The organism is Legionella sp. PC997, assembly GCF_014109825.1.
In the GTDB taxonomy this organism is placed as follows: domain Bacteria; phylum Pseudomonadota; class Gammaproteobacteria; order Legionellales; family Legionellaceae; genus Legionella.
On the sequence record NZ_CP059576.1, the window covers coordinates 1,452,424 to 1,475,497 of the forward strand.

The following is a 23,074-nucleotide window of genomic DNA, read 5'->3' on the forward strand; positions in this document are numbered from 1 at the left end:
TGCCTCCCTCTGTAGAACTATAGTGTCGATGGTTAATCTGAATCTCCTGATAACAGCAACGTATTATTTATCCTTAAAGCCTTTATCAGCAAGAGTCCAACAACCAGGAGCCAAATAATACCTAAAATAATAATAAAACTTAATAAAGGATTTACCATTAGATAGCCCATAACTATGACACCCAGTGTTGCAAAACACATGTTAACAAAACTCATCATTGCTGCAGCGCTGGCTTTGTCACTCAGTGCATTTGAAGCAACAAATGACCCACCTGAAAATAAGAAACTGCTAAATAAATAAAGACTTCCTGTGATTAGGAAGAACCACAATGAAGATTGGCTTTCTATGTGCCACATCATCAATAAATTAAATATACCTAGAGCAACTCCTAAAAAGCCAATGGCAATGAGTCGATTTGCTGAGAAACGAGCCAGTAATTGTTTGGCTAATAATCCTCCACAGAGCATGCCAATGATGTTGAGAATATTCCAATAGCCATACTCTGCTGCTGAGAGTTTCAATATTTCTTCAGCTATTTGAGGACCTGCAGCAGAAAAACAATACGAAATTGCAGAGCAACAACCTACTACTAATGAAAAAATTACTAATTTAGCAGAAGTCAATGCAGCATAGTAATCACGGATAATGGCCAAGACGTGTATTGATTTGGGATGAGTTAAGGTTTCACTAAACACGCACGTTCCCCAGAGCATAATTACGCCATGTACCAGTAATATCCAAAAACATCCTTGCCAATTGAGGTATTCTGTAATTAATCCACCAAGTACCACAGCGATTCCGATGCCAAGAGCAAAAGACAATACAGAATAGGCCATAGCAGTTTTTCTTTGAGTTTCGGGTAACCATTCATTGATTAACATGAAGGTACAGGCAAGTCCGCTTGCCGCACCTAAAGCCGTTATTAGCCTTCCCCCGATTAGTAACCAATAACTTCCTTGTAATAAAGCGAACAAACAAATGAGAATGCCAACTAAATTAATCACCAGTCCTGTACGTAGGGCTTTTAAGCGTCCATAGCGATTCGCAAGAGGTGCATAGACCAATTGTCCTACTACATACCCAATTAAAAAAGCAGAAACTATCCATTCGATAATACCCGGACCTAGAGCATATTCAGATTGAATTTTTGGAAGAGCAGGGGTAATAATCGCTGCTGAAACTGAAGCGATGGAAATGTAGTTGAGCAACCAAAACAGATTAAATGAAGATGGTTTTCCAGGTGCGCTCATGATTGTCCTTAATGAAACTTAAAAATAAAGGGGTTCCATTGTAAGTTCTTCTTTACCTTAGTCAACATATTCTTTTACTGTGTGAACGCATTATGACCCATAGTTGAGATATTCCAGAATCTGATCGGAGCTTATTCTATAGGGGCTTTGCGAAATGTTCTCACGGTTTTGTTTGTAGCATTATCGATAATTTCACCGCGGATATCATCAAAGTGTCCATTAACTTGAATCAACATCCATGTGTACAGCTGATCAAGATCATCTCCTGTTTGGGTCGCAATCCTAGCTTCTTTACAGTAAACATTTGCAGTAAATTGCTTGCTCATTTTAAAGAATCCTTTGATCCAAACATATATATAAGTTTAGCTATTTTTGTCTGATTCACCACGTTATAAAGGTGGATATTCTACTATAATTTAAATAGGAGAGTTTTATATCAGGAGATTGTTATGGGTACCAATTTTTTAGCAGCAGTGCTAGGTTGGTATCTGGTAATTGTGAGCTTGCTTTTACTTGTACGACGTGAAATTGTAGTTACCGCGATGAGGGAATTAATGGGGCAACGAGCGGTCATGTTGGTTGTTGGCATAATAACATTAATAATTGGATTATTAATGGTTCTGAGTCATAACGTATGGGTATTAGGTTGGCCTGTTATTGTAACCGTCTTTGCGTGGTTAATACTGATTGGCGGCTTATTTAGGCTCTATTTTCCAGATACCGTATATAAAGTTTGGAATAAAATGATAACTAAGACGGAACTATTCATTATAAGTGGGGTAATTACATTACTCATCGGTCTATTCTTACTATACAAAGTGTATTTCGGTTGATGAAATGTATAAACTGGGGAGCATCCCCAGTTTTATTTTGTATGCCACTCATTAGAGGTATTAGCAATTCACTTAGTGCACGGCTATCAAAGAATTCACTAATAAATCAATGATGTGCTTGATTCTGATTCGGAAGTATACTCGCTATAAAAATCGCTCACGTCTTCAAAAAGCTCTTTTAATTCTTCTACATCATATATTCCTCTTTGAGCTTGTTTGTTTAACTCACTGTATGTTTCAATGAAATCTTCCATTTTGTTCTGTATTTGGGAGTCGCTCAAGTCGTCATTTTTTTTGATTTCGATAATAAAGTCATCGAATTTAGTTTTAATTTCTTCATACTCCTCTTTGCTTCCTAACAGTTTCACTTTGGGTTCTGATTTATTAAGGGATAGATACAATAAATAAAGTGCTAGAAAGCCAATGGGAACTAAAATAATCATCCCTAGATACATCCCTGTAAGATCGGTACGGGGTGAGTCATTTTGCACCTTACATACAGTCATATCTTGATCAGTACAGGCTGATGCAATCGCAGGTGGTTGTTCAATGGGAAGACGGCATGTTGGTGGTTCATAGCTCAAATGAGGAGAGCAATGGTCTATAGCTTGCTTGTTATTTGACTCAAAAAAGGAGGAGTGCAGTTTAGGCTGGTAATGAGGTTTTTGCTGCGCTCTGGGCTCGGGTATTAACTGTAGTTTTTCAGGTTCTTTAGGGGGCTGCAATCCTTTAATGGAGTATTGGAATGAAATCCAACGATGCATAGAATCCATTAATGCATTTAATTCCTGAGCTTGTCCAGCTAATGTTACGAAATCAGTATCTTTCAATTTAGGACCATTTAAATGAGCAATAACATAATTGACCTGTTGTTTTAATACTTGATTCGTTTTCGAAAGATCACTTGTTGTGGAGGGAAATTGTGCCAGAGTATCTTGATTTGTGATAAAGGTATTCAATTTTGATTGTTCAGAAGTTATCCATTTTTTAATTAAAGATAAATTTTGTTCCTCCTGAATCGCTTTATGATACGCATTGGTATTGGCGTGGATAATTGCTTCAATATGAACGGAAGATTCATCAATAAAGGAGTCAATTTGTTTCAGTAGTGAAGATAATTGTTCCTTAAATTGAAGAACGGTAAACACCTCACCTGCTTGCCCCAAAAGATCCATTGTCTGAGTAATGACTTTTTGAAACTGGTCGAGTTCATTTAAATCAGTTATGGCTTGAGCATAATTTTCTAATACATTATCTTGCATATTTACTAATTGAAAATCCGGGCAGTTTTTAAGTTGTTTCGCTGTCAACTGCAATGTAGAAATAGGACTGTCTACGACCGCAGTTGAACTTTTCCCGCATTCTTTTACTGCTTGAGTAGGATAGGCTTTTAAATCAGCAGGTTTATCGATTGCAAAGGTATAGGGATGAGGATTAACCTGATTTGCATTCAGAGCAAAGTGCAAAACGCGGTTACGTTCAGTGGATAGTTGTTCAATTGTTTTGGATACGTCACCTAGGCGATCTCTTAATAGTTGCGATTCAATCTTGTGGGCTAAAAGGGGATGAATTTCATCGTCAATTGTACTGCGAAAATTAGCTAAAAATAATCGATCTGAACCTACAAAAGGAGATATATTTTTTTCAATAGTACGTACATAACGAGTGACTAATTCTAATTGTTCGCTTGTTTGCTTGATATTGGGATTTTGACTTATTCCTTTCAGTATATGATTAAGATCCAATAAGAAAAAATTCATAGGCTGATTTAAATGATCTTGACGTAAGTTCTGATTTCTTAACAATAAATAATCACCAATTTTTTGCATTAGTTGATATAAGGCAGTCCATTGCAAACGTTGACTATCGATGGGTTGGACATGAAAATCATCCCGAGTTAAAGCATGACGTGTTTTGAATGCATTAGAGTAAAACCAAGAACGCTCATAAACGTTAATTAAAGCTTGGGAATCATCTGCAAACCAAGAACTGGGGTTGGCTAAATAATCCGGATGAATTCCTGAGTTGGCACGTGTTTTAAGAATCCATTCTCTTTGCGCTAATTCTTCCTCTGTATAACATGACTCCGAATGAAGCCAAAAACGAGAATGCTGGGGTTGGGGTTGATATGAGGTGTAATACTCCTTTTTTTCCTTTGCCATACTTCTCACTCCTTGAGATTCGAATAACCCGAGGGTTATTGTACGGTTGGTAACTAAATAGAATATTTTTGAGCCAATTAATTTGATAACACTCTTTAAGTGAATATGCAACAATAAGAATTGAGAATTGGAATGTGGTGCAACATTCTGTTTTTTGTTAAATTATATTTTTTAATTTGAATGAGTAGCTTATGCCTTCTTTTGATATTGTCTCTGAAACAAACATGGTTGAATTACGTAACGCTGTTGATAATGCTTTGCGTGAAATGGGGACTCGCTTCGATTTTCGCGGAGTGGACTCAAGCATAGAGCTTAAAGAACTCACGGTAACCTTACGCGCTGAATCAGACTTTCAAGTCAGACAATTAGAGGATTTATTCCGTAATCATTGCAGTAAACGCAATCTTGATGCTTCGGGAGTAGATATGGAAGATGAGCCCGTACACAGCGGAAAATTTTATTCTTTAAATATGACTTTCAAGCAAGGAATCGACCAGCCTACAGCTAAAGATATAGTGAAATGTATCAAAGATTCCAAAATTAAGGTGCAAGCATCAATTCAGGGAGACAAAATTCGGGTTTCAGGAAAAAAGCGAGATGAGCTGCAAGAAACCATTGCGCTCCTGAAGAAATCAAATATTAAATTGCCCTTGCAGTATGAGAATTTTCGAGATTAGTTTTAAATATTGTTTGGCAAGCTGCAATAGGAACTCCATGACATAAATTGTTGTTGGAGTTTCTTTTACTTACTGCGATTCTATTTTTTTGGTAAAAAATATACCCCGGACACAGAGTTTAAAAAATTGTTTCCTTTGCATAATGAAGATAGATACTAGAGGTCCAGTAAAGATCTTTTATTATTTGCAAGCAACTTCAACATCATCATTCCATCATGTACCATTTCATTATTAGATCGTAAATAACAGGTCATAATCCAGGACATCCATTTCGCCGCTGAAAAGTGGATATCGCTTTCTTTAATTGTCAAAGGCAAAGCATAAGCATCTCGAAACAGCTTTAATTCATGGTTATTTAATACATATTCCTCATTATCTTTTTTAAGGGTCCAACTGGTAATAGTATCAATAAAATCAATTTCAGCTCGCATGGTAGATAAATCTTCCCAATCAATAATGAAAAACTCATCCTTACGATTCCAAATAACATTCTTAGGTTTTATATCTGCATGGGCAATCACTAAGTTACTCTTATTATTAACATCCCAGAGGGCTTGAGCGGTCACTTCGTTGGATATTTGATCAAGAAAATTATTTAAAGCGTTATCTTGAAGAGGAGCAGCTAATTGCTTTACTAAACTTATTCCCTGATTGTTTAGAAAAAATTGCCAGGATTGGACAAGAAGATCAATTCTTATAGAAAAAAAACTAGTATCATAATGACTTAAGTCTGTTTGATGGACTAACCTTAATATTCGGGCAATATCCTGTTTCTGAGCTGGAGTAATAGCCGAGATATCCCGAGATTCTCCAGGGATATAATCCATAATATAAAACAGTATATTATCCATTTCCTGTACAAAGAAATTATTAAAACGGATTAAGTGGGGTGCAGGTATAATTTGAGTCAAATCATTAATACACCCCATTTGAAACTCCATAAAACGAAGAAATTTTTGGGTATTTAACTGATAAAGAGTTTCCAACTCCTTTTTATTAAATACTTTAATGGTTATTTCGCGCGTTCCCACTTTCGCAAAATATAAGGAGCTTTGTAGATTTTGCGAGATTTGGGTTAGTGAGGGGTTATCAAAGTCATTTTGTATTAAAAAATTGGTAATCGATGATACTGTTGAATCGTTCATAGAGATCCCTCCGCATTTTATTGCTGCTTCTGTTTCTTTTATTGGAAACATTTATAAAAAGCATAGTCTGCATAATTAAGCAAAGCTAAGTCGCTCGGGCTATCCCCATATGCATATAAAATATAACTATCCCTGGTGCTGTATCTTTTCTTAATTTTCCAGCTTATAATTTCCAAGACAGTACTCTTTTTTCATGCGACCAGTACATTAACTCTGTGCGCATCAACTGATCGAACTGATAATGATCAGCAAAATGTTTGAGATAAATGTCCCAAGCGCCACTCACAAGAATACAAGTATGTCCTAGTGGTTAATGAAAATCTAAGCGATGTTCTTTACGTAATTTCTTAATCAAGACTTGATTGAAGAAAATTAAAGCCTCTTCATTTAAGAAATCCATATCCTTTTCATTGAGAACAAACTGATCTAACTCCGTGTGCCAAGTCACACTATCCGCCTTAATTTGTGACTGAAATGCGGAATAAATTATACCTCGTAACATTCTAGACATAATCATGAAGAAACCTTACCGATTATCGTATGAAACGTGAGACATATTTTTCTAGTATAGTACTGTATAATTCATCAATTTGATTCGTGAGTAAGAATTGGAGCTAGCGTTATTTATTTCGTCTTAAAGTTTTATGAACGAACAGCGTGTTGGCGTCTCGCTCTATCATAAGATAGGGTGTATCTATCGATAGAGCATGAGCGTAGCGTGTACGAAAAAAGCTCTCTTGATTAGTTCATAATTTCATCAATTTTGGCAGAGATTCTTGCTGATAAATAAGGATCTTTTTTTGCCAGGCTTTGGGCAACCTTTAGTTGAGCTACCGCAGCTCTTTTTTGTCCTTCAAGTAGTAGGCATTGGGCTTGAGTAAAATAAGCATAATCTTTTTGATGTGATTGCGCTTGGGCTCGAGCTAACTCGCGACACAAAGGTAGATCATGTTTATATTTTCTACTTCCTTTAAGTAAAATACTGGTAGCTTTCTCATTTTGATTCGCAGCCAACAAACCTTGGGCATACGCCATAAGAGCGGCGTAATTATCAGGGTAATTTTTTTGTATTTCTTCTAATCGGGAGAGGGCTGCTTTATGTTGGGACATTCCTGTTTCAGCTTGTGCCATAGCAATTTGAAAATAGAGATTATTATTTTCTGTCAATAAAGGAGTTAAGACAGTGGCTGCTTTTGCATAATTGTTATTATTGATTAAAGTAAGGGCATGACCATATTGGCAGGCATAAGCAGGGGTTTTTTTGTTGCATTGATGCTCATAATAATCAAATAGCGTTTTAGGATCTTGAGCGACTGATGTGCGGATTAATTCTTTAACCAAAGGATATTCCGGAGAATCTACATGGTGTTTGTGTGAAGATTGCGCGATACGGTTTTCTGCTTCTGCTACCCTGTCTCCATCCAGAGGGTGAGTACGTAGAATAGCAGGTACGTTTGCCGTATAGTAATACCGCGAATTTTCCTGCATTTTTTTAAAAAAAGCCGCCATCCCTTGGGGGTTGTATCCTGCTTTAGTCAACATATCAATCCCAATCCTATCCGCCTCTTTTTCTTTGGATCGTGTAAAATTGATATTGTCTTGTGAGAATCCTGTTAAAGCACCCATCATTCCAGCCATTCCCACTGTGGGATTAATTACTCCTAGAGCAGCAGATGCCAATATGGATGCAAGCATCGGAACGCGCATTTGTTTTTGATGTTCGATCATCCTGTAGAGATGGTGCAACCGTACGTGTGCAATTTCATGGGCCATGACTCCCGCCAGCTCACTTTCAGTACTCGTTGTTAAAATAAGTTGCGAGTTAATACCTATATGTCCCCCTGGACCGGCAAACGCATTGATTTCATTCGATTTTACTATAAAAAAATCAGGTGTTTTAATATGCCCTGCATGCGCTAGGCTTTTTCCGATGCGATTAATATATTGGCTTGCTAATGGATTTCGCTCCACGCTTTCTGATTGATTAATTTGCTGTACGAATTCTTTTTCTAACTGTTCCAGTTCGCTGGTGGAGTAAGGAGACAGACCCTCGGCAAAAGAGGGTCGGACAAGAAAACTCGCTAACAGTATCCAAAAAATGTTTTTCTTAATGTTCAATTTAATCATTAGGCTACTCAAAAATTGAATAATTTGTTATCATTCACGCATCGTAACTACTCATCCTTTCTCGTAATCCCGCGGTTTGTCCTTGGGATCACGTCTATTTAGCGTTGAGCAGCTACCATGCATCATAGAAAGGTACTTAAATAATGCACAAAAAGTTTTTGCTCGCAGCACTTGAACAGGCCCGTATTGGACAAGGTCATTGCGCCCCCAATCCCTGTGTTGGCGCGGTTGCTGTGCAAAATGGAATTATTATAGCACAAGCAAGTCATGGAGGGGCAGGAACTCCGCATGCAGAACAATTATTGTTAACACAAATTCCTCCTCAAATGCCAGGGGTTTGTCTATATATTTCTCTTGAGCCATGTAATCATTGGGGAAGAACGCCACCTTGTGTCGATGCGATTATCAATCATGGAGTGGAAGAAGTTGTTTTTGCTTATTTGGATCCTAATCCAGTAGTTGCTAAAAATAATTCCTCAGAAAAATTAAGAGCCCATGGAATTAAGGTGACGCATTATCCTGTAGATGAAATTACTGAATTTTATAAAAGTTATTCCTACTGGACTGAAACTAAAAAGCCAAGAGTAACCGTGAAAATAGCACAAACACTAAACGGTAAAATTGGTCGTTCCGTAGGAGAGCGTGTAATTTTATCTAATGCTTTATGTGGGGAATTTACGCATAAAATGCGCGCTGCCGCAGATGTGATTCTCACTACTGCCCAAACAATCCGTAGGGATAATCCCAAAATGAACGTGCGTTTAGGCCAGGAAGAACAGGCAAAGCCTGTTGCAATTATCGATAGAGAGTTGAACCTGGACCAACAGTCTATAATTTTTTCAACCGCCGCTCATTGTCATGTGTATCATTGCAATGAACGAGAGGTTTCTTATCCTAACAGTACTTTGCATTTAATGCCCATGAAAAATGGAGTAATGGATTTAAATGTTATGATGAGCCATCTGGGGGAGCTTGGGTATCATGATGTTTGGGTAGAAGCCGGTGGTGCACTTTTTAGTGCGTTGCACCAACAAGGGTTAGTTCATCGAACTTATTTATATATTGTTCCAAGTATTTTGGAACACGATGCAATTTCAGCATACCAGCAGAGTGGGATATTTGACCGAGCGCATACTATTTCTTGGCATGCTATGGGCGACAATATGATAGCATGTCTGGATTGGCTGGAGGATTAAATGAACACTGGATCAAATGAGGTCGCGTTATGAAGTATTCATTAGCTACAATAGAACACGCAGTGGAAACACTCAAAGCCGGTAAAATGGTTATTTTAATGGATGATGAAGATAGGGAAAATGAAGGGGATTTGGTCGTGGCTGCGGAATATGCTACACCAGAGGCAATTAATTTTATGTCTCGCTATGGTTGTGGTTTGATCTGCTTGTCTATGGCTGATGAACTCATTGATAAATTGCAATTACCGATGATGGCGCAAAATAATAGGTCTCCTTATGGTACTGCATTTACGGTATCCATAGAGGCAGCAGAAGGTGTATCTACAGGTATTTCCGCTAAAGATAGGGCTCGGACAATTAAAGTTGCGATTTCTTCTGAGAGTGGTCCTGCGGATGTTATTTCTCCAGGCCATGTTTTTCCTTTGCGTGCCAAGAAAAAAGGCGTTTTAGAACGTCCTGGACAAACGGAAGGTAGTGTGGACTTGGCAAAACTTGCTGGTTTAACTCCTGCTGCTGTAATTTGTGAAATTATTAACGAAGATGGCACCATGAGTCGACGTGATGAATTGGTTACATTTTCCGAACAACATAATATTCCTCTGGTAACGATTAAAGATTTGATAGAATATCGAATTCGCCATGAAAGATTAGTCAATGCGGCAGCTTCAACACGTATTCCTTTGCAAGACAAAGGTGATTTTAATATGACTGTTTTTACAAATGAACTGGATGGTGCAGAACATTTCGCTTTGGTGAAGCCACCTATATTTGCTAATCGAGTACCTCTAGTACGTATTCACTCAGAATGTATTACAGGTGATATTTTGGGCTCGTGTAAATGCGATTGTGGCAAACAATTGGAGCAATCTTTGTCTCTAATTGCGGCTGAAGGGGGTGTTTTAATCTATTTACGCCAGGAAGGCCGTGGAATTGGTTTAGCAAACAAACTTAAAGCTTATGCCTTGCAGGAAGAAGGTTGGGATACCGTTGATGCGAATCATCAACTAGGTCTTCCTGCGGACAGCAGAAATTATGCCATTGCTTATCAAATACTTAAATATTTTGGTATTGATGCAATAAGATTATTAACTAATAATCCATCAAAAATTGCTGCGGTTGATCATTATGGGGTAAAGGTTATGGAGAGAGTGCCTTTAGAAATAGAACCTACTAAGGAAAGTCACCGATATTTAAAAACTAAGAAAGAGAAAATGGGGCATTTATTGGCTATTAGTTAGTTAGTTTCGATTCTTTTATGTTTGTATAGCCTTGTCGGGTAAAGCGAAGCGAAACCCGGAGAATTTGGAAGCGAAAATCCAAGGTTTCGCTTCAATCTCCCAGGCTATATGGAATCCGAACTCTATATTCTCTACTAAACAGTACTTAATTAGCAGGATACAAGGTCAATTATGACAAATTTTATTTTTATTACAGGTGGAGTAGTATCTTCCTTAGGAAAGGGTATTGCAGCTGCGTCGCTCGCGGCGGTTCTCGAAGCGCGTGGTCTTAAAGTAACACTGATTAAGCTTGATCCCTATATAAATGTTGATCCTGGAACGATGAGTCCATTCCAGCATGGCGAAGTTTTTGTGACCAATGATGGTGCTGAAACAGATCTCGATTTGGGCCATTATGAGCGTTTCGTAAATACCGTTATGACAAAACGTAATAATTTTACCTCAGGGAAAATTTATGAAAATGTCATTAAAAAAGAAAGAAGAGGGGATTATTTAGGGGGAACGGTTCAGGTAATCCCCCATATTACTAATGAGATCAAACGCTGCATTAAATTAGGTGCCGACGGTTTTGATGTGGCAATGGTTGAAATTGGTGGAACTGTAGGTGACATCGAGTCATTACCTTTCCTTGAGGCCATTCGTCAAATGCGAATTGAATTGGGTGTGCAAAGAACGTTATTCCTTCATCTGACTTTGGTGCCCTATATCGCTACTTCAGGTGAAACGAAAACAAAACCAACGCAGCATTCGGTAAAGGAATTGCGATCTATAGGTATTCAACCTGATATTTTGATTTGTCGTTCAGAAAAAGCATTACCCATGTCTGATAGGGCAAAAATTGCCTTATTTACTAATGTGGAAAAAGAAGGAGTTATTTCTCTAGAAGATGCGCCAAGTATTTATCAAATTCCACGAATCTTGCATGAGCATGGGCTCGATGACATTGTAGTAAAAAAATTGGGTCTTGACGTAAAACCAGCTGACTTAAGTGAATGGGATCGGGTTGTGGCTATGAGAGCCGTTCAAACCGCAACAGTGAAAATTGCCATGGTCGGGAAATATATTGAGTTAAATGATGCGTATAAATCCATTAATGAGGCTTTACTGCATGCTGGGCTTCATACCCAAACGAAAGTCGAAATTGTTTATTTGGATGCGGAGTTAATTGAAACTCATGGTGCTTCGCTTATAGAAAGTATTGATGGAATTCTTGTCCCAGGAGGTTTTGGAGAGCGTGGTGTTGAAGGTAAAATCAAAGCAATCCAATATGCTCGAGAGCATAAAATTCCTTTCTTAGGAATTTGTTTGGGAATGCAAACAGCCGTTATTGAATTTGCCCGAAATGTTGGTGGTTTAAAAGATGCAAATTCGACTGAATTTAACAAAAATACCCCGTATCCTGTGCTGGGCTTAATCAATGAGTGGATGGATGCCGATGGGTCCAAACAACTTCGCGATGAAGATGGTGATTTGGGTGGTACCATGCGATTAGGGGCACAAATGTGTCAATTAGCAGAAGGTACATTGGCATATAGTGTCTATGGAAAACCACAAATAATAGAACGTCATCGACACCGTTATGAAGTGAATAACAAATATGTAGAAAGCCTGGTTGAACATGGGTTGATTATCTCCGGCCGCTCAGCAGATAATTCTTTAGTGGAAATGATAGAATTATCCGATCATCCCTGGTTTTTGGCATGCCAATTTCATCCGGAATTTACATCGACTCCAAGAGCAAGTCATCCATTGTTTAAACAATTCGTACTTGCTGCTCGCAAAAAACATCAAGGAAAAAATTAAGAATGAAATTATGTGGATTTGAAGTAGGTTTAGATAAGCCCTTATTTTTAATTGCTGGACCCTGTGTCATTGAAAGTGAAGAACTGGCTTTGGAAACCGCGGGTTATTTAAAGGAACTATGTAATCAATTGCAGATTCCTTTTATATATAAATCTTCATTTGACAAAGCAAATCGTTCTTCTATATCCAGCTACAGAGGACCAGGCTTTGAAAAGGGCTTATCCATTTTAGAAAAAGTAAAAAATCAAGTGGGTGTACCTATTTTAACGGATGTCCACGAAGATACTCCATTGTTGGAGGTATCGAGCGTGGTAGACGTGTTACAAACTCCCGCATTTTTATGCAGACAGACTAATTTTATTCAGAAAGTGGCTTCGATGAATAAGCCTGTTAATATCAAAAAAGGTCAATTTTTAGCTCCATGGGAAATGAAGCACGTGATTGATAAAGCAAAGGCATGTGGTAATGAGCAGATTATGGCCTGTGAGCGCGGCGTAAGTTTTGGATACAATAATTTGGTTTCTGATATGCGCTCTTTAGCCATTATGCGTGAAACGGGTTGTCCTGTCGTTTATGATGCAACGCATTCAGTGCAATTGCCTGGAGGAAATAATGGGGTTTCTGGGGGGCAACGCGAATTCGTTCCTGTTCTTGCTCGTGCTGCAGTAGCTGCAGGTATTTCAGGATTGTTCATGGAAACTCACCCTGATCCCGATAAGGCGTTGAGTGATGGTCCTAACAGTTGGCCTTTAGAGAAAATGAAACCTTTGTTGGAATCATTAAAGGCGTTGGATGCAGTATATAAAAATACAGGGGAAATTGAGTAATCAATTCTTCCCCTTAATCTCATGCTATCGGCATCATGCTATAATATACTTAAATACTTTTATTGAGCATATTATGAAAAATTCTAAATGGCATGAGATTAAATTAAAGCATGATGATAAAGAAGAACTGACTAAGGATAAAATTAATTATGATCCCATCGATACTAAAATAGAATTAGAACAGAGCAGGAAAATTAATTATGATCCAAATGACACCCAAGGTGAAATGGATGTTCTTACGAATACTCGCGTGGGTGAGACACGTCTCCCTGCACAGCTCATGAATCAGCAAAACCCTTTAGATTCGAATGATACGCCTGCGGAGACTGAAGATCTGGAACCTGATGCTCCAAAACTTAGCTAATCATTGCATAGTGTTCTGAGGACCTGCCTCCTTTAATTTCACACTATTTTTTAAATTGTTTATCCATCTTTGTCTATTTTCATTACCCATGTCACTTTTCTTAATGACATACTGTAAAAGATAGATTCCATTGTTGTCTTTAATTAACATTTCCAGCTCATCTCGAATTTGGTTTTCTGGTTTTTCTATTCTTATTTCTAATAACACCCGGTTTTCTGTATTTTCATGGAAAGTAATGATGGGTTGATAACCCAAATCGGTTAGATTTTTTATTAAGGTGTTAGCAAATTGTTTTAATGATGTTTTTTTCTGTAAGCCGGGAAAATACTGACTTGTAACTAATTCAAGCCAATGATTTATATCATCGCCTGCGGGAACGTATTCGATTGTTGTGCCAATTGAATTTTTGTTGCCCCAAGCCATTTTCCAAGGACGCTCATCAAATGAAATTTTTAATTGCTCATAGTTTCTTATTTGAGAATCTATAGGGTTAGAGTCTGTTGTTGAATTACAATAAAGGACACCTTTATACAGGTAGTATTGCACGCACTGAGTATCATTTTCTGGAGTGACCTTGATCATATTGTCTAAAGAAAATGGAGCTCCCTGTGCTAAAAAACTCATCATAACGAAGGTCCAAATAAATGGAATCGAACTGAGGGTTTGATGCATGATGGCTCTTTTTAAGGATTGGTGTATAAAGAATAGCTCATAAATATCAATTAGTTAAAGTTTTGTCTCTTAGTCCACGAACTAATCTTTTGGAGAAACCTTGATTATGAACTTTGGGGAGGGGGAGATAAGGTGTAATTATATTTCGTTAAAATTTGGCTCCTGGTTCGAGCCAAATTTTGGGTTTTGGAATAAAATTTACTTGCGTTAGAAACCTCTCCGGATTATAGGAAAGGTAAAAAATTAGCTGATATCGCGCATAGTGGATACCGCATGATAACCGGCATCAACGTGAACTACTTCGCCAGTAATCCCTGAAGCTAAGTTAGAGCACAAAAATGCAGCTGTATTTCCGACTTCTTCAATAGTAACGTTTCTATGGAGCGGGGTAATATTAGCATAGGCAGTTTGAATTTTACGGAAATCTTTAATTCCAGCCGCAGCAAGTGTTTTGATTGGTCCTGCTGATATAGCATTAATGCGGATGCCTTTGGAACCTAAGCTTGAAGCTAAATAACGTACTGAAGCTTCAAGACTAGCCTTGGCGACTCCCATAACATTATAGTTAGGTACTGCTTTTTCAGCACCATAGTAACTTAAGGTTAACAGAGAACCTTCAGTACCTTCCATCATAGGTAAAGCGGCTTGTGCTAGCCCTATTAGACTGTAGGCACTGATATCATGAGCAATTCGAAAGCCTTCACGTGTGCAAGATGTTACAAAATCTCCACTAATTTGATCCGCTGGAGCATAAGCTACTGAATGAATTAAGATATCCAAATGATCCCAATGCTTGCGAAGATTTGAAAACAGAGCTTGGATTTCTTCATCATGAGCTACATCACAAGGAAAGGTTAGGGATGAATTGAATTCAGCTGCCATTGTTTCAACACGATCTTGTAAACGCTCATTTTGATAGGTAAAAGCTAACTCAGCTCCTTGCTCATGAAATGCTTTGGCAATGCCATAAGCAATCGAGCGATTGCTAGCTAGACCAATAATAAGTGCTTTTTTTCCTGTTAAAAATCCCACCATTCTCTCCTCAATTAATTAACATGAGTTCGATATAAAAGGCATTTGATGACTTTTATCGCTAAACGAATGTTATCCCTTAAAATGCTCGCATTTATAAGGGGCTCTAGTTTTAAATAATTAAGTTCGATATGAAAAAATAAAATTCTTTTTTTCCATTTCGAACCCACATTAATTAGTATGCAATGCTAATAATTCCCGCATCTTAGCTTGAATCATTTCAATAGCAATCCTGTTTTCTCCTCCGCGAGGAATAATAATATCTGCATAGCGACTAGATGGTTCTATAAACTGCAGGTACATGGGACGTACCGTGGTTTCATATTGGTGTACCACAGATTCAAAAGTTCTATGCCGTTCAACCACATCTCTTTTTAAACGCCGGGTTAAACACACATCGAGCGGAGTGGACATGAAAATTCGAATATCCATTATTTCACGTAATTCTTTATCGCTAAAGAGTAAGATACCTTCAAGGATAATAATTGCGTGCTGCCCGACTGTTCTGGTTTCAGGCAAGCGCATGTGTTTTGAGTGAGAATAAATTGGAATTTCAACCGGTCTACCATCTCTTAATTGTCGTAAATGGTCGCAAAGTAATGCATGATCAAAAGAATCAGGGTGATCGTAGTTTATTTTTTCTCTTTCAGGGAACGGTAAATGACCATTATCTTTATAGTAGGCGTCTTCAGAAATAACTACTACTTGTTCCGAGCCAAGCTCATTGACAATTGTATTCGCTAAAAGACTTTTACCTGATGCAGAAGGGCCTGAAATCCCAATAATTATCGCTTGTTTGTTCATGATGATATCGTTAGAAATTTCGTGCAAATACTAAAGGTTTTTTGCGTTAAATTCAATCTTTAATTAGGGTTTGCTTGTTATAGTACTGTTTTTTAAAGCTTCAAAACATACCAATTCTTTAATATAAGTTTAGCTGATTTCTATAGTTAAAATAGTGCCCTGGGCTGTTAGAAAACCCAGGTCTATTTTTAATTAAAAGCCGATACCACTTCCAGCAAAGGATGTCCCACAGCTCCAGATGGATTTTTTATCATAAGTATCGCGGATAAAGTAGGAGCAATATCCGTCGTGTAAGTGGAACGAAAGATACGTTGTGGTTTAAAATCAGGATGGACGAACAGGAGCGGAACATAACTGTCATATTGCCATGGACTTCCATGAGCTACACGGTCTATACCTTTAGTACCATTCGATTGATTTGGAGGTTGAACCAGGTACAGATCTCCAGACCGGTCTGGGAAATACATTTTATCCACTTTAGCACTAAGCCAATCTTTTTCACTATCCGTAAGTGGCAATACATAAGCTTTGAAAATTCCAGGCTGTAGCGTTAAAGCCCGTGCAAGATAACGCTTCACCTCGCTCAGTTTTATTTTATGCTGACTTATCACTTTATGATTGAGATAGATATAAGGCGGAGTGATGGACATTAATGTTTCTTCAGGGAGCGTATATTGTTTCTTTAATAATGTACGAATGTATTGCTCCATTTTAGGGACGTCAATGGGATTAATTTCATGCATACGATGTGCTTTGAGATAAGTTGGTCCATCATTTACACCATGATCGGCAGTAAGCACAATGAGCGTATTGTTGAGGCCTACCTGTTTGTCAATAACTGATAGAAGATGTGCGAGAGTCTTATCTAGTTCTAATAAATTATCCTCTGACTCCAGGCTATGGGGACCAAATTGGTGGCCAATTGCATCAACGCCAGAAAAGCTAATACCTAAATAATCAGTTTTTCCAGAAGATTGTCCCAATCGTTCTTCCGTTAAAAGATGTTCGGCAAAATCTGCAGTGAGTTGGTCCGCTTTGGGGGAACGCGATAGAGACTTAAAGTATTCGGGGCTTGGTGCTTGAGTTATATGGTGCGGAAAAGTTTGACCAAAAAGCTCATCTTCATGGTAAAAAATAGGCGAGTTAGAATTTTGATATTCAGTTTTAGAGCGACTCAGATGCCAGGCGTAGTCTTGAGGAGAATAGTTTTTATTCCAATTTTTAACCCACTGAGGATATTGGGGATAGTAGTAGGTACTGGTAACAAAACCACCATTAGTCGTATCAAACCAAAACGCTTTACCCGCATGTCCAGCTAGGGTTATAGCTGAACGATCTTTTAAAGACACACCAAAGACACGTCCTTTTTGGGAGAGTATCACTTCATCGCTTAATGTCGAGGTATACAAATTTTTGGGAGAGCGCCCTGGAATCACAATACGGGTATGAGGTGTTCGCAGTACATTAGTTTTTAAATCTTCCATGCAATAGACCATTTGCTGTGATTTTCGGTCATACCATTCATTATTTACAACGCCATGTAGTGCGGGGAAGCTTCCTGTTGCAACTGTAGCATGACCTGCACAAGTAGTAGTATTGGCATGTGGATGATGCGTATTATGGTAATCTATGGCATGACTTAATAGATAATTAAATCCGCCATTACCAAATTGTTGCTGATGTTGAAAGATTAAATCACCACGTAATTGATCAATTACCAGTTGAACAACCAATTTGGGTTGAGTTATTTGTGCAAATGCATTGAGGCTAATTAGAACAAGAAAAAGGGAGCATAGGTATTTTTTCATAACCATTCCTGATGCGAACTTAAAGAGGTAAATTAATCAACACAGCGGAAAAAAGCAAATAAATAGGTTAATTTCCTGTTTAAACTTTTTTTGACCTGTAGGAGAAGGCTACCAAAAGAATTGTTTTATAAGGGACATCCTCAAAATCATAGAACCTATGTTATTGACTTTTAAAGATTAAAAATTAATTAAGCAGTAAAAGGAAAATGCATGACTGACTTTCTGAATTAGTTTAAACTTCGCGTTGGAGTAAATTTTACTAATCCCGATTCATGGAGTTTAAGGAGAGCAGAAATGGGTTTTCAGTATGTCGAATATGATAAATTAGCAAAATACATTAGGGAGAGTATTGCAACTGAATTAAAAAGCCATAAATTAGATGAAAAAAACATTCCAAATTCATTAAAGATTCTCACCATTAGTCATCCAGAACGCGCGATTCAGTGTAAGTATTTATGTGCGGTTCTTAACTGTCTTGAACAATCTGAAAGTCCAAATAAAAAAATTGTACTTAATGCGGCGGCATTTTATATTCGTGATCAAATTTTTAAAAGTTATCAAGGTACTGTAACTCCTTATTTTTTATCTCCAGAAAACAGCACTCTATATAATGCATTAACCACTTCACTCAATCTTACTTGGGACAATTTCCCAGATTCTAAAGATTTGATAGATATGTATGATGCGTTGAGCAATTTTATGCACGCACATGTGTATGTCGACTCGGATCCCAGAAAAGGTTATTTAGCACCCAGCGAACAGCCTTTTTCAAAAAGGAAAATCAAGGATTATAAAGTAGAAGATGTACTCCAAGATTTACTAAAAAAAGTAGCGAATTTCAGAACAAAAGAGATTGATTTGACTAGGGTACAACAGATAGTTAAAGAATCTGATGTAAAAAATCGTGCAAGACTTTTTACAGACAAGGGAATTCCTCCAACTCTGGAGTCTCCTGGCAGCGAAGATTCTATGGAGCCCATCGTCTATACTCTGTTTACAAATAATGCCCTTTAATTGAATGTTTTACAACTCCAGTCAAATGCAGCGAAGTAGCCCCTATTTTTCGGTAAAAATTATAGGAACTCCTTTGCTGCATTGAGTTGTGCTTAGGATTTAGAATTATAATTGTGGCTCTAGTCGTTCTTTCTGTTGTTCTATTGGGTAACCCGATTTAGCCCAATCAATAATACCACCATCTACTGAATAAACTTCTTGATATCCTAAATCCATTAAGCATTGAGCAGCAAATAAAGATCGAACTCCACCTTTACAATGTAAATAAATGGGTTGATTTTTATTTGGGAATTGGACAGCAATAGAGGATGGAATAAGATCTTTAGGGATATGAAGCGCTCTAGCAATATGGAATTCTTGCCATTCTTCCAATTCCCTAACATCAATTAAACAAAGATCGGGATCATGATCCATCATTTTTTTTAGTTGATGCACATCAATGGTTTTAATATTAGGGTTGGTCATAACGAATCTCTCTTATGGTCGGTCTAGTAATTGTAGAGTGGTGAAGCAACCAATAAATCGTTGCAGTGAAGACACCGCCTATTAATGTAGCGAATGCCCAGGTAGCAGCAGAAACCAAGACTGGTTTTTGTCCGGTTCGATTCATATTCCCTGCATCGTGAGCTACAGCACCAGCAAAAATCAAATGTAAAATACCATTGATGATCATCATGATATATAAAAAAGTTTGTATTTGCGTGGAAAATTGTTGTATCAGCGCATTGATCATGAATAAGGTTCCTTTAGTTGTTAATCAATGTAGTGGACTTTAAACCCAAACAAAAATCTTTTTTAGTACGATCATGAAATTAACGGATTATGTTAGGTATAAAAATCGAACTTGCAATATAATAACAGAAAATCAATAAAATCTTTTATTTCTGTGATAACCCCGGTAACATCATCAAAAAAAATAGTAAGAGAGAAAGCATGAATGCACATGAAATCCCTGTTCCTCATTTAACCACCGCACATTCTGGACCATTGTTTCATGTTGAAAAAATTGTTTTAAATCAAATCGCAGCTATTGAGGCTTGGTTTAGGCATCAATGGAAGGAAACTCCCCCTCCTTTAACCTCATCTGTTGACTTACGTCATGCGGGATTCAAACTGGCGCCAGTAGATACTAATCTATTTCCAGCTGGGTTTAATAATTTGAATCCGGAATTCCTTCCCCTATGTATTCAGGCAACACAGTCTGTTTTAGTTGACTATATTCCAGATTGCACACGCATCTTATTGATTCCAGAAAGTCATACACGCAATATGTTTTATTTAAAAAGTCTTAATGTTTTAAGAACTATTTTTATAAAAGCGGGATTTGTGGTTCGCATTGGTAGTTTGGATCCTGAGATTAAAGAACCTACAGAGGTGCTTCTTGAAGAGGGGGAGTCGCTACTGTTAGAGCCTATTCAGCGCGAGGGTGATAGAGTGGGCCTCGCTAATTATAACCCCTGTTTTCTTATGTTAAATAATGATCTCTCTCAGGGGATTCCTGAAATTTTACAAGGTATAAAGCAAAAAATAAGACCTACAGCACAGTTAGGTTGGTCTTCACGCTTGAAATCGAGTCATTTTAATTTTTATGACAAGGTTGCGATGGAGTTTTCCGAATTGGTAGGGATGGATCCTTGGTTAATTAATCCTTATTTTAGTGCTTTAGAAGGTCTTGATTTCATGGCCCAGGAAGGTATAGATAAATTAGCTATTGAAGTGGAGAAAATTCTCACTTTAATGAATGATAAATATGCAACTTATGGGATAAAAGAAAAACCATTTGTAGTAATTAAAGCGGATAATGGCACTTATGGCATGAGCGTGATGATGGTGCATGAGGCAGAAGAAGTACGTAAATTAAATCGAAAACAGCGCACTCGAATGTCGACCAGTAAAGGAGGTCGCAAAGTGGATCGGGTTATTATTCAAGAGGGTGTCTATACCTTTGAAACCATGCCAAATGGCTCGGTTGCCGAACCTGTTGTGTATATGATTGGTCAGTTTGTAGTGGGTGGATTTTACCGAGTTCACAAAGAACGTGGCATTGATGAAAATCTGAATGCACCCGGAATGCATTTTGAACCTCTAGCTTTTGCCCAAGCCTGTAACATGCCTTGCGATGATTTAACTGAGGTAGATGAATCGAACCGGTTTTATGTATATGGAGTTATTGCTCGCTTAGCTGCACTTGCTGCAGCAAGAGAAATAGCAGCAATTGGAGATGAATAATGAAACTTGCTGTTTTACTAGATCCTCTAAATCAATTAAAACCTTATAAAGATACCACTCTAGCTATGATCAAGAAAGCTCAAGAAATGGGTTGGTCTTGTGTTGTTTTTACCCAAGAGGATTTATTTTGTAAGGATGGACGGGCTTTCGCACACGTTTATGATTTAAGTATCGGAGATGTGAATAGCAGAGATTGGGCCACCATTAATGCTTCATATGAAACGTCTTTGGGTGAGTTCGATATCATCCTCATGCGAAAAGATCCTCCTTTTAATACAGAATACATTTACACAACTTATTGTTTGGAGCTGGCCGAACACGAAGGGGTTCTTGTTGCCAACAAACCTCAAAGCTTGCGTGATGCAAATGAGAAGTTTTTTACTTTAAATTTTCCTCAGTGTTGTCCGACTACCCTGGTTTCGCGAAATATAAAGCAATTGAAATCATTTTGGGAGGAGCACAAACAAGTTATTTTTAAACCCTTGGAAGGCATGGGAGGTAATTCCGTTTTCCATGTTGAGGAGCAAGGAAATAATTTAGCAGTTATTTTAGAAGTCCTGACTAAAAATCAAACACAAACAATTATTGCACAACGTTATATTCATGAAATAAAACATACCGGTGATAAACGCATTTTATTAATCAATGGCGAGCCTGTCCCTTTTGCTTTGGCGCGTATTCCCGCGCAAGGAGATTTACGCGGAAATTTAGCTGCGGGTGCACGCGGGGAGGTCGTACCTATTACAGAGCGAGACAGATGGATTTGTGGACAAGTGGCTCCCACTCTCAAGGCCAAGGGGTTGTATTTTGTTGGTCTCGATGTGATTGGTGATTATTTAACAGAAATTAATGTTACAAGCCCAACCTGTTTAATAGAAATAGAAGCAGAAACAAAACTTGATATCGCTGGTGATTTTTTACGTTGCCTTGAGAAGATATGTAGGGCTTAATTAAAACTTGTAAGAGAAGCTTGGATGAAGCGTAGCGAAACCTGGAGTTGAGAAATTTATCCATATCCTGAAACCTGGGTTTCGCTACGCTTCACCCAGGCCACAAAGTATTGGAGTACTAAAATTATTCATCTATATAATCACTACCAGTTTCTGCAGCTGCTTCCTGATCGGCTTTTTTATCATCAACATAAAGAGAACCTGTGTCTGAATGAGCGCCGGTGATTAGATGATTTCGATATTGTAAATACGCATCTCTCATAAAGGCATATTTATCCAAAGCTTCATCCATTATTTGTTCAGTATCTAATAGTTGTGAGCGCAAATCCACTGTACGAAGAGCTAATAGACTATAGACTACAGCATCTTCATTTATATAAACATAGGGGCTGTATAAAGCAAATTGGAATAACCATCCTGCTCCATCTCTAAGGGTACTTGGACCTAATAGAGGAAGCATTAGGAAGGGAGAATTTTTATCGCCCCATTTAGCTAAAGTAAGACCTAAATCATTTGAATGGGGAGGTAAGCCAAAGGTTTTAGCTACGTCAAATAAGCCACCCACACCAAGAGAGGAGTTTATAATGAATCGCCACGAGTCACGAATTGCCCATTTTCCCTCAGCTTGCAGAAGATCGTTTCCTACAGATGGGATAAGATCAAGATTGTTGTAAAAATTATTTATACTTTTACGGACAGGAGCAGGTAAAACAGCCCGATATGCTTTTGCTGTCGGCTTTAAAATGGCATTATCTAAGGCAGAATTGAATTTATATACCTTGCGGTTAAAGGGTTCAAAAGGATCGGCTGGGTTCGTTCCCTTGCAAGCACATCCTGTTAAAGCTAGAGCACCAGTAAAGCTAATGATTCTTAAAGTTAATCGCATGATTTTTTTAATTATTTGATTTAGAGAACGATGTTACACGAGTTTGATGTTCTTGCA

Annotated in this window: 23 protein-coding genes; 10 read left to right on the forward strand and 13 right to left on the reverse strand. The window is 37.9% G+C overall.

Features of this window, described 5'->3' with window-relative positions:
• Window positions 1–32 precede the first annotated feature (32 nt).
• Window positions 33–1,250 (reverse strand): MFS transporter, encoded by a 1,218-nt coding sequence (locus HBNCFIEN_RS06185; protein WP_182393191.1) that lies wholly within the window; start codon window positions 1,248–1,250, stop codon window positions 33–35.
• 131 nt (window positions 1,251–1,381) lie between these two features.
• On the reverse strand, window positions 1,382–1,576 hold the full coding sequence (locus HBNCFIEN_RS06190) for a hypothetical protein (RefSeq protein WP_182393192.1): 195 nt from the start codon (window positions 1,574–1,576) through the stop codon (window positions 1,382–1,384).
• Window positions 1,577–1,699: 123 nt separating this feature from the next.
• Between HBNCFIEN_RS06190 and HBNCFIEN_RS06195 the strand changes: the two genes are divergently transcribed.
• Entirely contained in the window at window positions 1,700–2,083 is a 384-nt protein-coding gene (locus HBNCFIEN_RS06195) for a hypothetical protein (RefSeq protein ID WP_182393193.1), read from the forward strand.
• Window positions 2,084–2,181: 98 nt separating this feature from the next.
• Here HBNCFIEN_RS06195 and HBNCFIEN_RS06200 read toward each other — a convergent pair whose 3' ends face one another.
• Window positions 2,182–4,245 (reverse strand): hypothetical protein, encoded by a 2,064-nt coding sequence (locus HBNCFIEN_RS06200; protein ID WP_182393194.1) that lies wholly within the window; start codon window positions 4,243–4,245, stop codon window positions 2,182–2,184.
• 191 nt (window positions 4,246–4,436) lie between these two features.
• Here HBNCFIEN_RS06200 and HBNCFIEN_RS06205 point away from each other — a divergent pair, with 191 nt between their 5' ends.
• Window positions 4,437–4,922 (forward strand): YajQ family cyclic di-GMP-binding protein, encoded by a 486-nt coding sequence (locus HBNCFIEN_RS06205; RefSeq protein WP_182393195.1) that lies wholly within the window; start codon window positions 4,437–4,439, stop codon window positions 4,920–4,922.
• Window positions 4,923–5,077: 155 nt separating this feature from the next.
• Here HBNCFIEN_RS06205 and HBNCFIEN_RS06210 read toward each other — a convergent pair whose 3' ends face one another.
• The 3 genes from HBNCFIEN_RS06210 to HBNCFIEN_RS06220 all read right to left on the reverse strand — a co-directional run bounded on the left by HBNCFIEN_RS06210 (window position 5,078) and on the right by HBNCFIEN_RS06220 (window position 8,194).
• A complete protein-coding gene (locus tag HBNCFIEN_RS06210; protein WP_182393196.1) occupies window positions 5,078–6,067 on the reverse strand; it encodes an aminoglycoside phosphotransferase family protein in 990 nt (329 codons plus the stop codon).
• 310 nt (window positions 6,068–6,377) lie between these two features.
• Window positions 6,378–6,578 (reverse strand): hypothetical protein, encoded by a 201-nt coding sequence (locus tag HBNCFIEN_RS06215; RefSeq protein WP_182393197.1) that lies wholly within the window; start codon window positions 6,576–6,578, stop codon window positions 6,378–6,380.
• Window positions 6,579–6,808: 230 nt separating this feature from the next.
• Window positions 6,809–8,194 carry a M48 family metalloprotease gene (locus HBNCFIEN_RS06220; RefSeq protein ID WP_182393198.1) on the reverse strand — a complete coding sequence of 462 codons (1,386 nt, stop codon included), beginning with the start codon at window positions 8,192–8,194 and terminating at the stop codon, window positions 6,809–6,811.
• A 143-nt stretch (window positions 8,195–8,337) separates the two neighbouring features.
• Between HBNCFIEN_RS06220 and ribD the strand changes: the two genes are divergently transcribed.
• The 5 genes from ribD to HBNCFIEN_RS06245 all read left to right on the forward strand — a co-directional run bounded on the left by ribD (window position 8,338) and on the right by HBNCFIEN_RS06245 (window position 13,622).
• Window positions 8,338–9,390, forward strand: a complete 1,053-nt coding sequence (gene ribD, locus HBNCFIEN_RS06225; protein WP_182393199.1) for a bifunctional diaminohydroxyphosphoribosylaminopyrimidine deaminase/5-amino-6-(5-phosphoribosylamino)uracil reductase RibD — start codon at window positions 8,338–8,340, stop codon at window positions 9,388–9,390.
• Window positions 9,391–9,419: 29 nt separating this feature from the next.
• The gene (gene ribB, locus HBNCFIEN_RS06230) at window positions 9,420–10,628 is read left to right on the forward strand and encodes a 3,4-dihydroxy-2-butanone-4-phosphate synthase (protein WP_182393200.1); all 1,209 of its coding nucleotides are present in this window, start codon (window positions 9,420–9,422) and stop codon (window positions 10,626–10,628) included.
• A gap of 171 nt (window positions 10,629–10,799) precedes the next feature.
• Window positions 10,800–12,431, forward strand: a complete 1,632-nt coding sequence (locus HBNCFIEN_RS06235; protein WP_182393201.1) for a CTP synthase — start codon at window positions 10,800–10,802, stop codon at window positions 12,429–12,431.
• A 2-nt stretch (window positions 12,432–12,433) separates the two neighbouring features.
• Window positions 12,434–13,258 (forward strand): 3-deoxy-8-phosphooctulonate synthase, encoded by an 825-nt coding sequence (kdsA, locus tag HBNCFIEN_RS06240; protein ID WP_182393202.1) that lies wholly within the window; start codon window positions 12,434–12,436, stop codon window positions 13,256–13,258.
• A 73-nt stretch (window positions 13,259–13,331) separates the two neighbouring features.
• Window positions 13,332–13,622, forward strand: coding sequence for a hypothetical protein (locus tag HBNCFIEN_RS06245; protein WP_255464377.1), 291 nt, complete (start codon window positions 13,332–13,334; stop codon window positions 13,620–13,622).
• On the opposite strand, the gene HBNCFIEN_RS06250 is transcribed toward HBNCFIEN_RS06245, so the two are convergent.
• From HBNCFIEN_RS06250 to HBNCFIEN_RS06265, 4 genes are all read right to left on the reverse strand, one after another.
• Complete coding sequence (locus HBNCFIEN_RS06250) at window positions 13,623–14,294, reverse strand: hypothetical protein (protein WP_182393203.1); 672 nt, start codon at window positions 14,292–14,294, stop codon at window positions 13,623–13,625.
• Between the two features lie 243 nt (window positions 14,295–14,537).
• Window positions 14,538–15,329, reverse strand: coding sequence for an enoyl-ACP reductase (locus HBNCFIEN_RS06255; RefSeq protein WP_304599269.1), 792 nt, complete (start codon window positions 15,327–15,329; stop codon window positions 14,538–14,540).
• 168 nt (window positions 15,330–15,497) lie between these two features.
• The gene (gene udk, locus HBNCFIEN_RS06260; RefSeq protein ID WP_182393204.1) at window positions 15,498–16,130 is read right to left on the reverse strand and encodes a uridine kinase; all 633 of its coding nucleotides are present in this window, start codon (window positions 16,128–16,130) and stop codon (window positions 15,498–15,500) included.
• Window positions 16,131–16,318: 188 nt separating this feature from the next.
• On the reverse strand, window positions 16,319–17,938 hold the full coding sequence (locus tag HBNCFIEN_RS06265) for an alkaline phosphatase family protein (RefSeq protein ID WP_182393205.1): 1,620 nt from the start codon (window positions 17,936–17,938) through the stop codon (window positions 16,319–16,321).
• Window positions 17,939–18,232: 294 nt separating this feature from the next.
• Here HBNCFIEN_RS06265 and HBNCFIEN_RS06270 point away from each other — a divergent pair, with 294 nt between their 5' ends.
• On the forward strand, window positions 18,233–18,952 hold the full coding sequence (locus HBNCFIEN_RS06270) for a hypothetical protein (RefSeq protein ID WP_182393206.1): 720 nt from the start codon (window positions 18,233–18,235) through the stop codon (window positions 18,950–18,952).
• A gap of 105 nt (window positions 18,953–19,057) precedes the next feature.
• Here HBNCFIEN_RS06270 and HBNCFIEN_RS06275 read toward each other — a convergent pair whose 3' ends face one another.
• Window positions 19,058–19,417: a rhodanese-like domain-containing protein gene (locus HBNCFIEN_RS06275; protein ID WP_182393207.1), complete on the reverse strand. Its 360-nt coding sequence runs from the start codon at window positions 19,415–19,417 to the stop codon at window positions 19,058–19,060.
• Window positions 19,404–19,685, reverse strand: coding sequence for a hypothetical protein (locus HBNCFIEN_RS06280; protein WP_182393208.1), 282 nt, complete (start codon window positions 19,683–19,685; stop codon window positions 19,404–19,406). Before HBNCFIEN_RS06280 ends, HBNCFIEN_RS06275 begins: the two co-directional genes overlap by 14 nt.
• A gap of 200 nt (window positions 19,686–19,885) precedes the next feature.
• On the opposite strand from HBNCFIEN_RS06280, the gene gshA reads away from it, so the two are divergent.
• The gene (gene gshA / locus HBNCFIEN_RS06285) at window positions 19,886–21,181 is read left to right on the forward strand and encodes a glutamate--cysteine ligase (protein WP_182393209.1); all 1,296 of its coding nucleotides are present in this window, start codon (window positions 19,886–19,888) and stop codon (window positions 21,179–21,181) included.
• Window positions 21,181–22,131 carry a glutathione synthase gene (gene gshB / locus HBNCFIEN_RS06290; protein WP_182393210.1) on the forward strand — a complete coding sequence of 317 codons (951 nt, stop codon included), beginning with the start codon at window positions 21,181–21,183 and terminating at the stop codon, window positions 22,129–22,131. Before gshA ends, gshB begins: the two co-directional genes overlap by 1 nt.
• 124 nt (window positions 22,132–22,255) lie before the next feature.
• Here gshB and HBNCFIEN_RS06295 read toward each other — a convergent pair whose 3' ends face one another.
• Window positions 22,256–23,017 carry a VacJ family lipoprotein gene (locus HBNCFIEN_RS06295; protein ID WP_182393211.1) on the reverse strand — a complete coding sequence of 254 codons (762 nt, stop codon included), beginning with the start codon at window positions 23,015–23,017 and terminating at the stop codon, window positions 22,256–22,258.
• Window positions 23,018–23,074 lie beyond the last annotated feature (57 nt).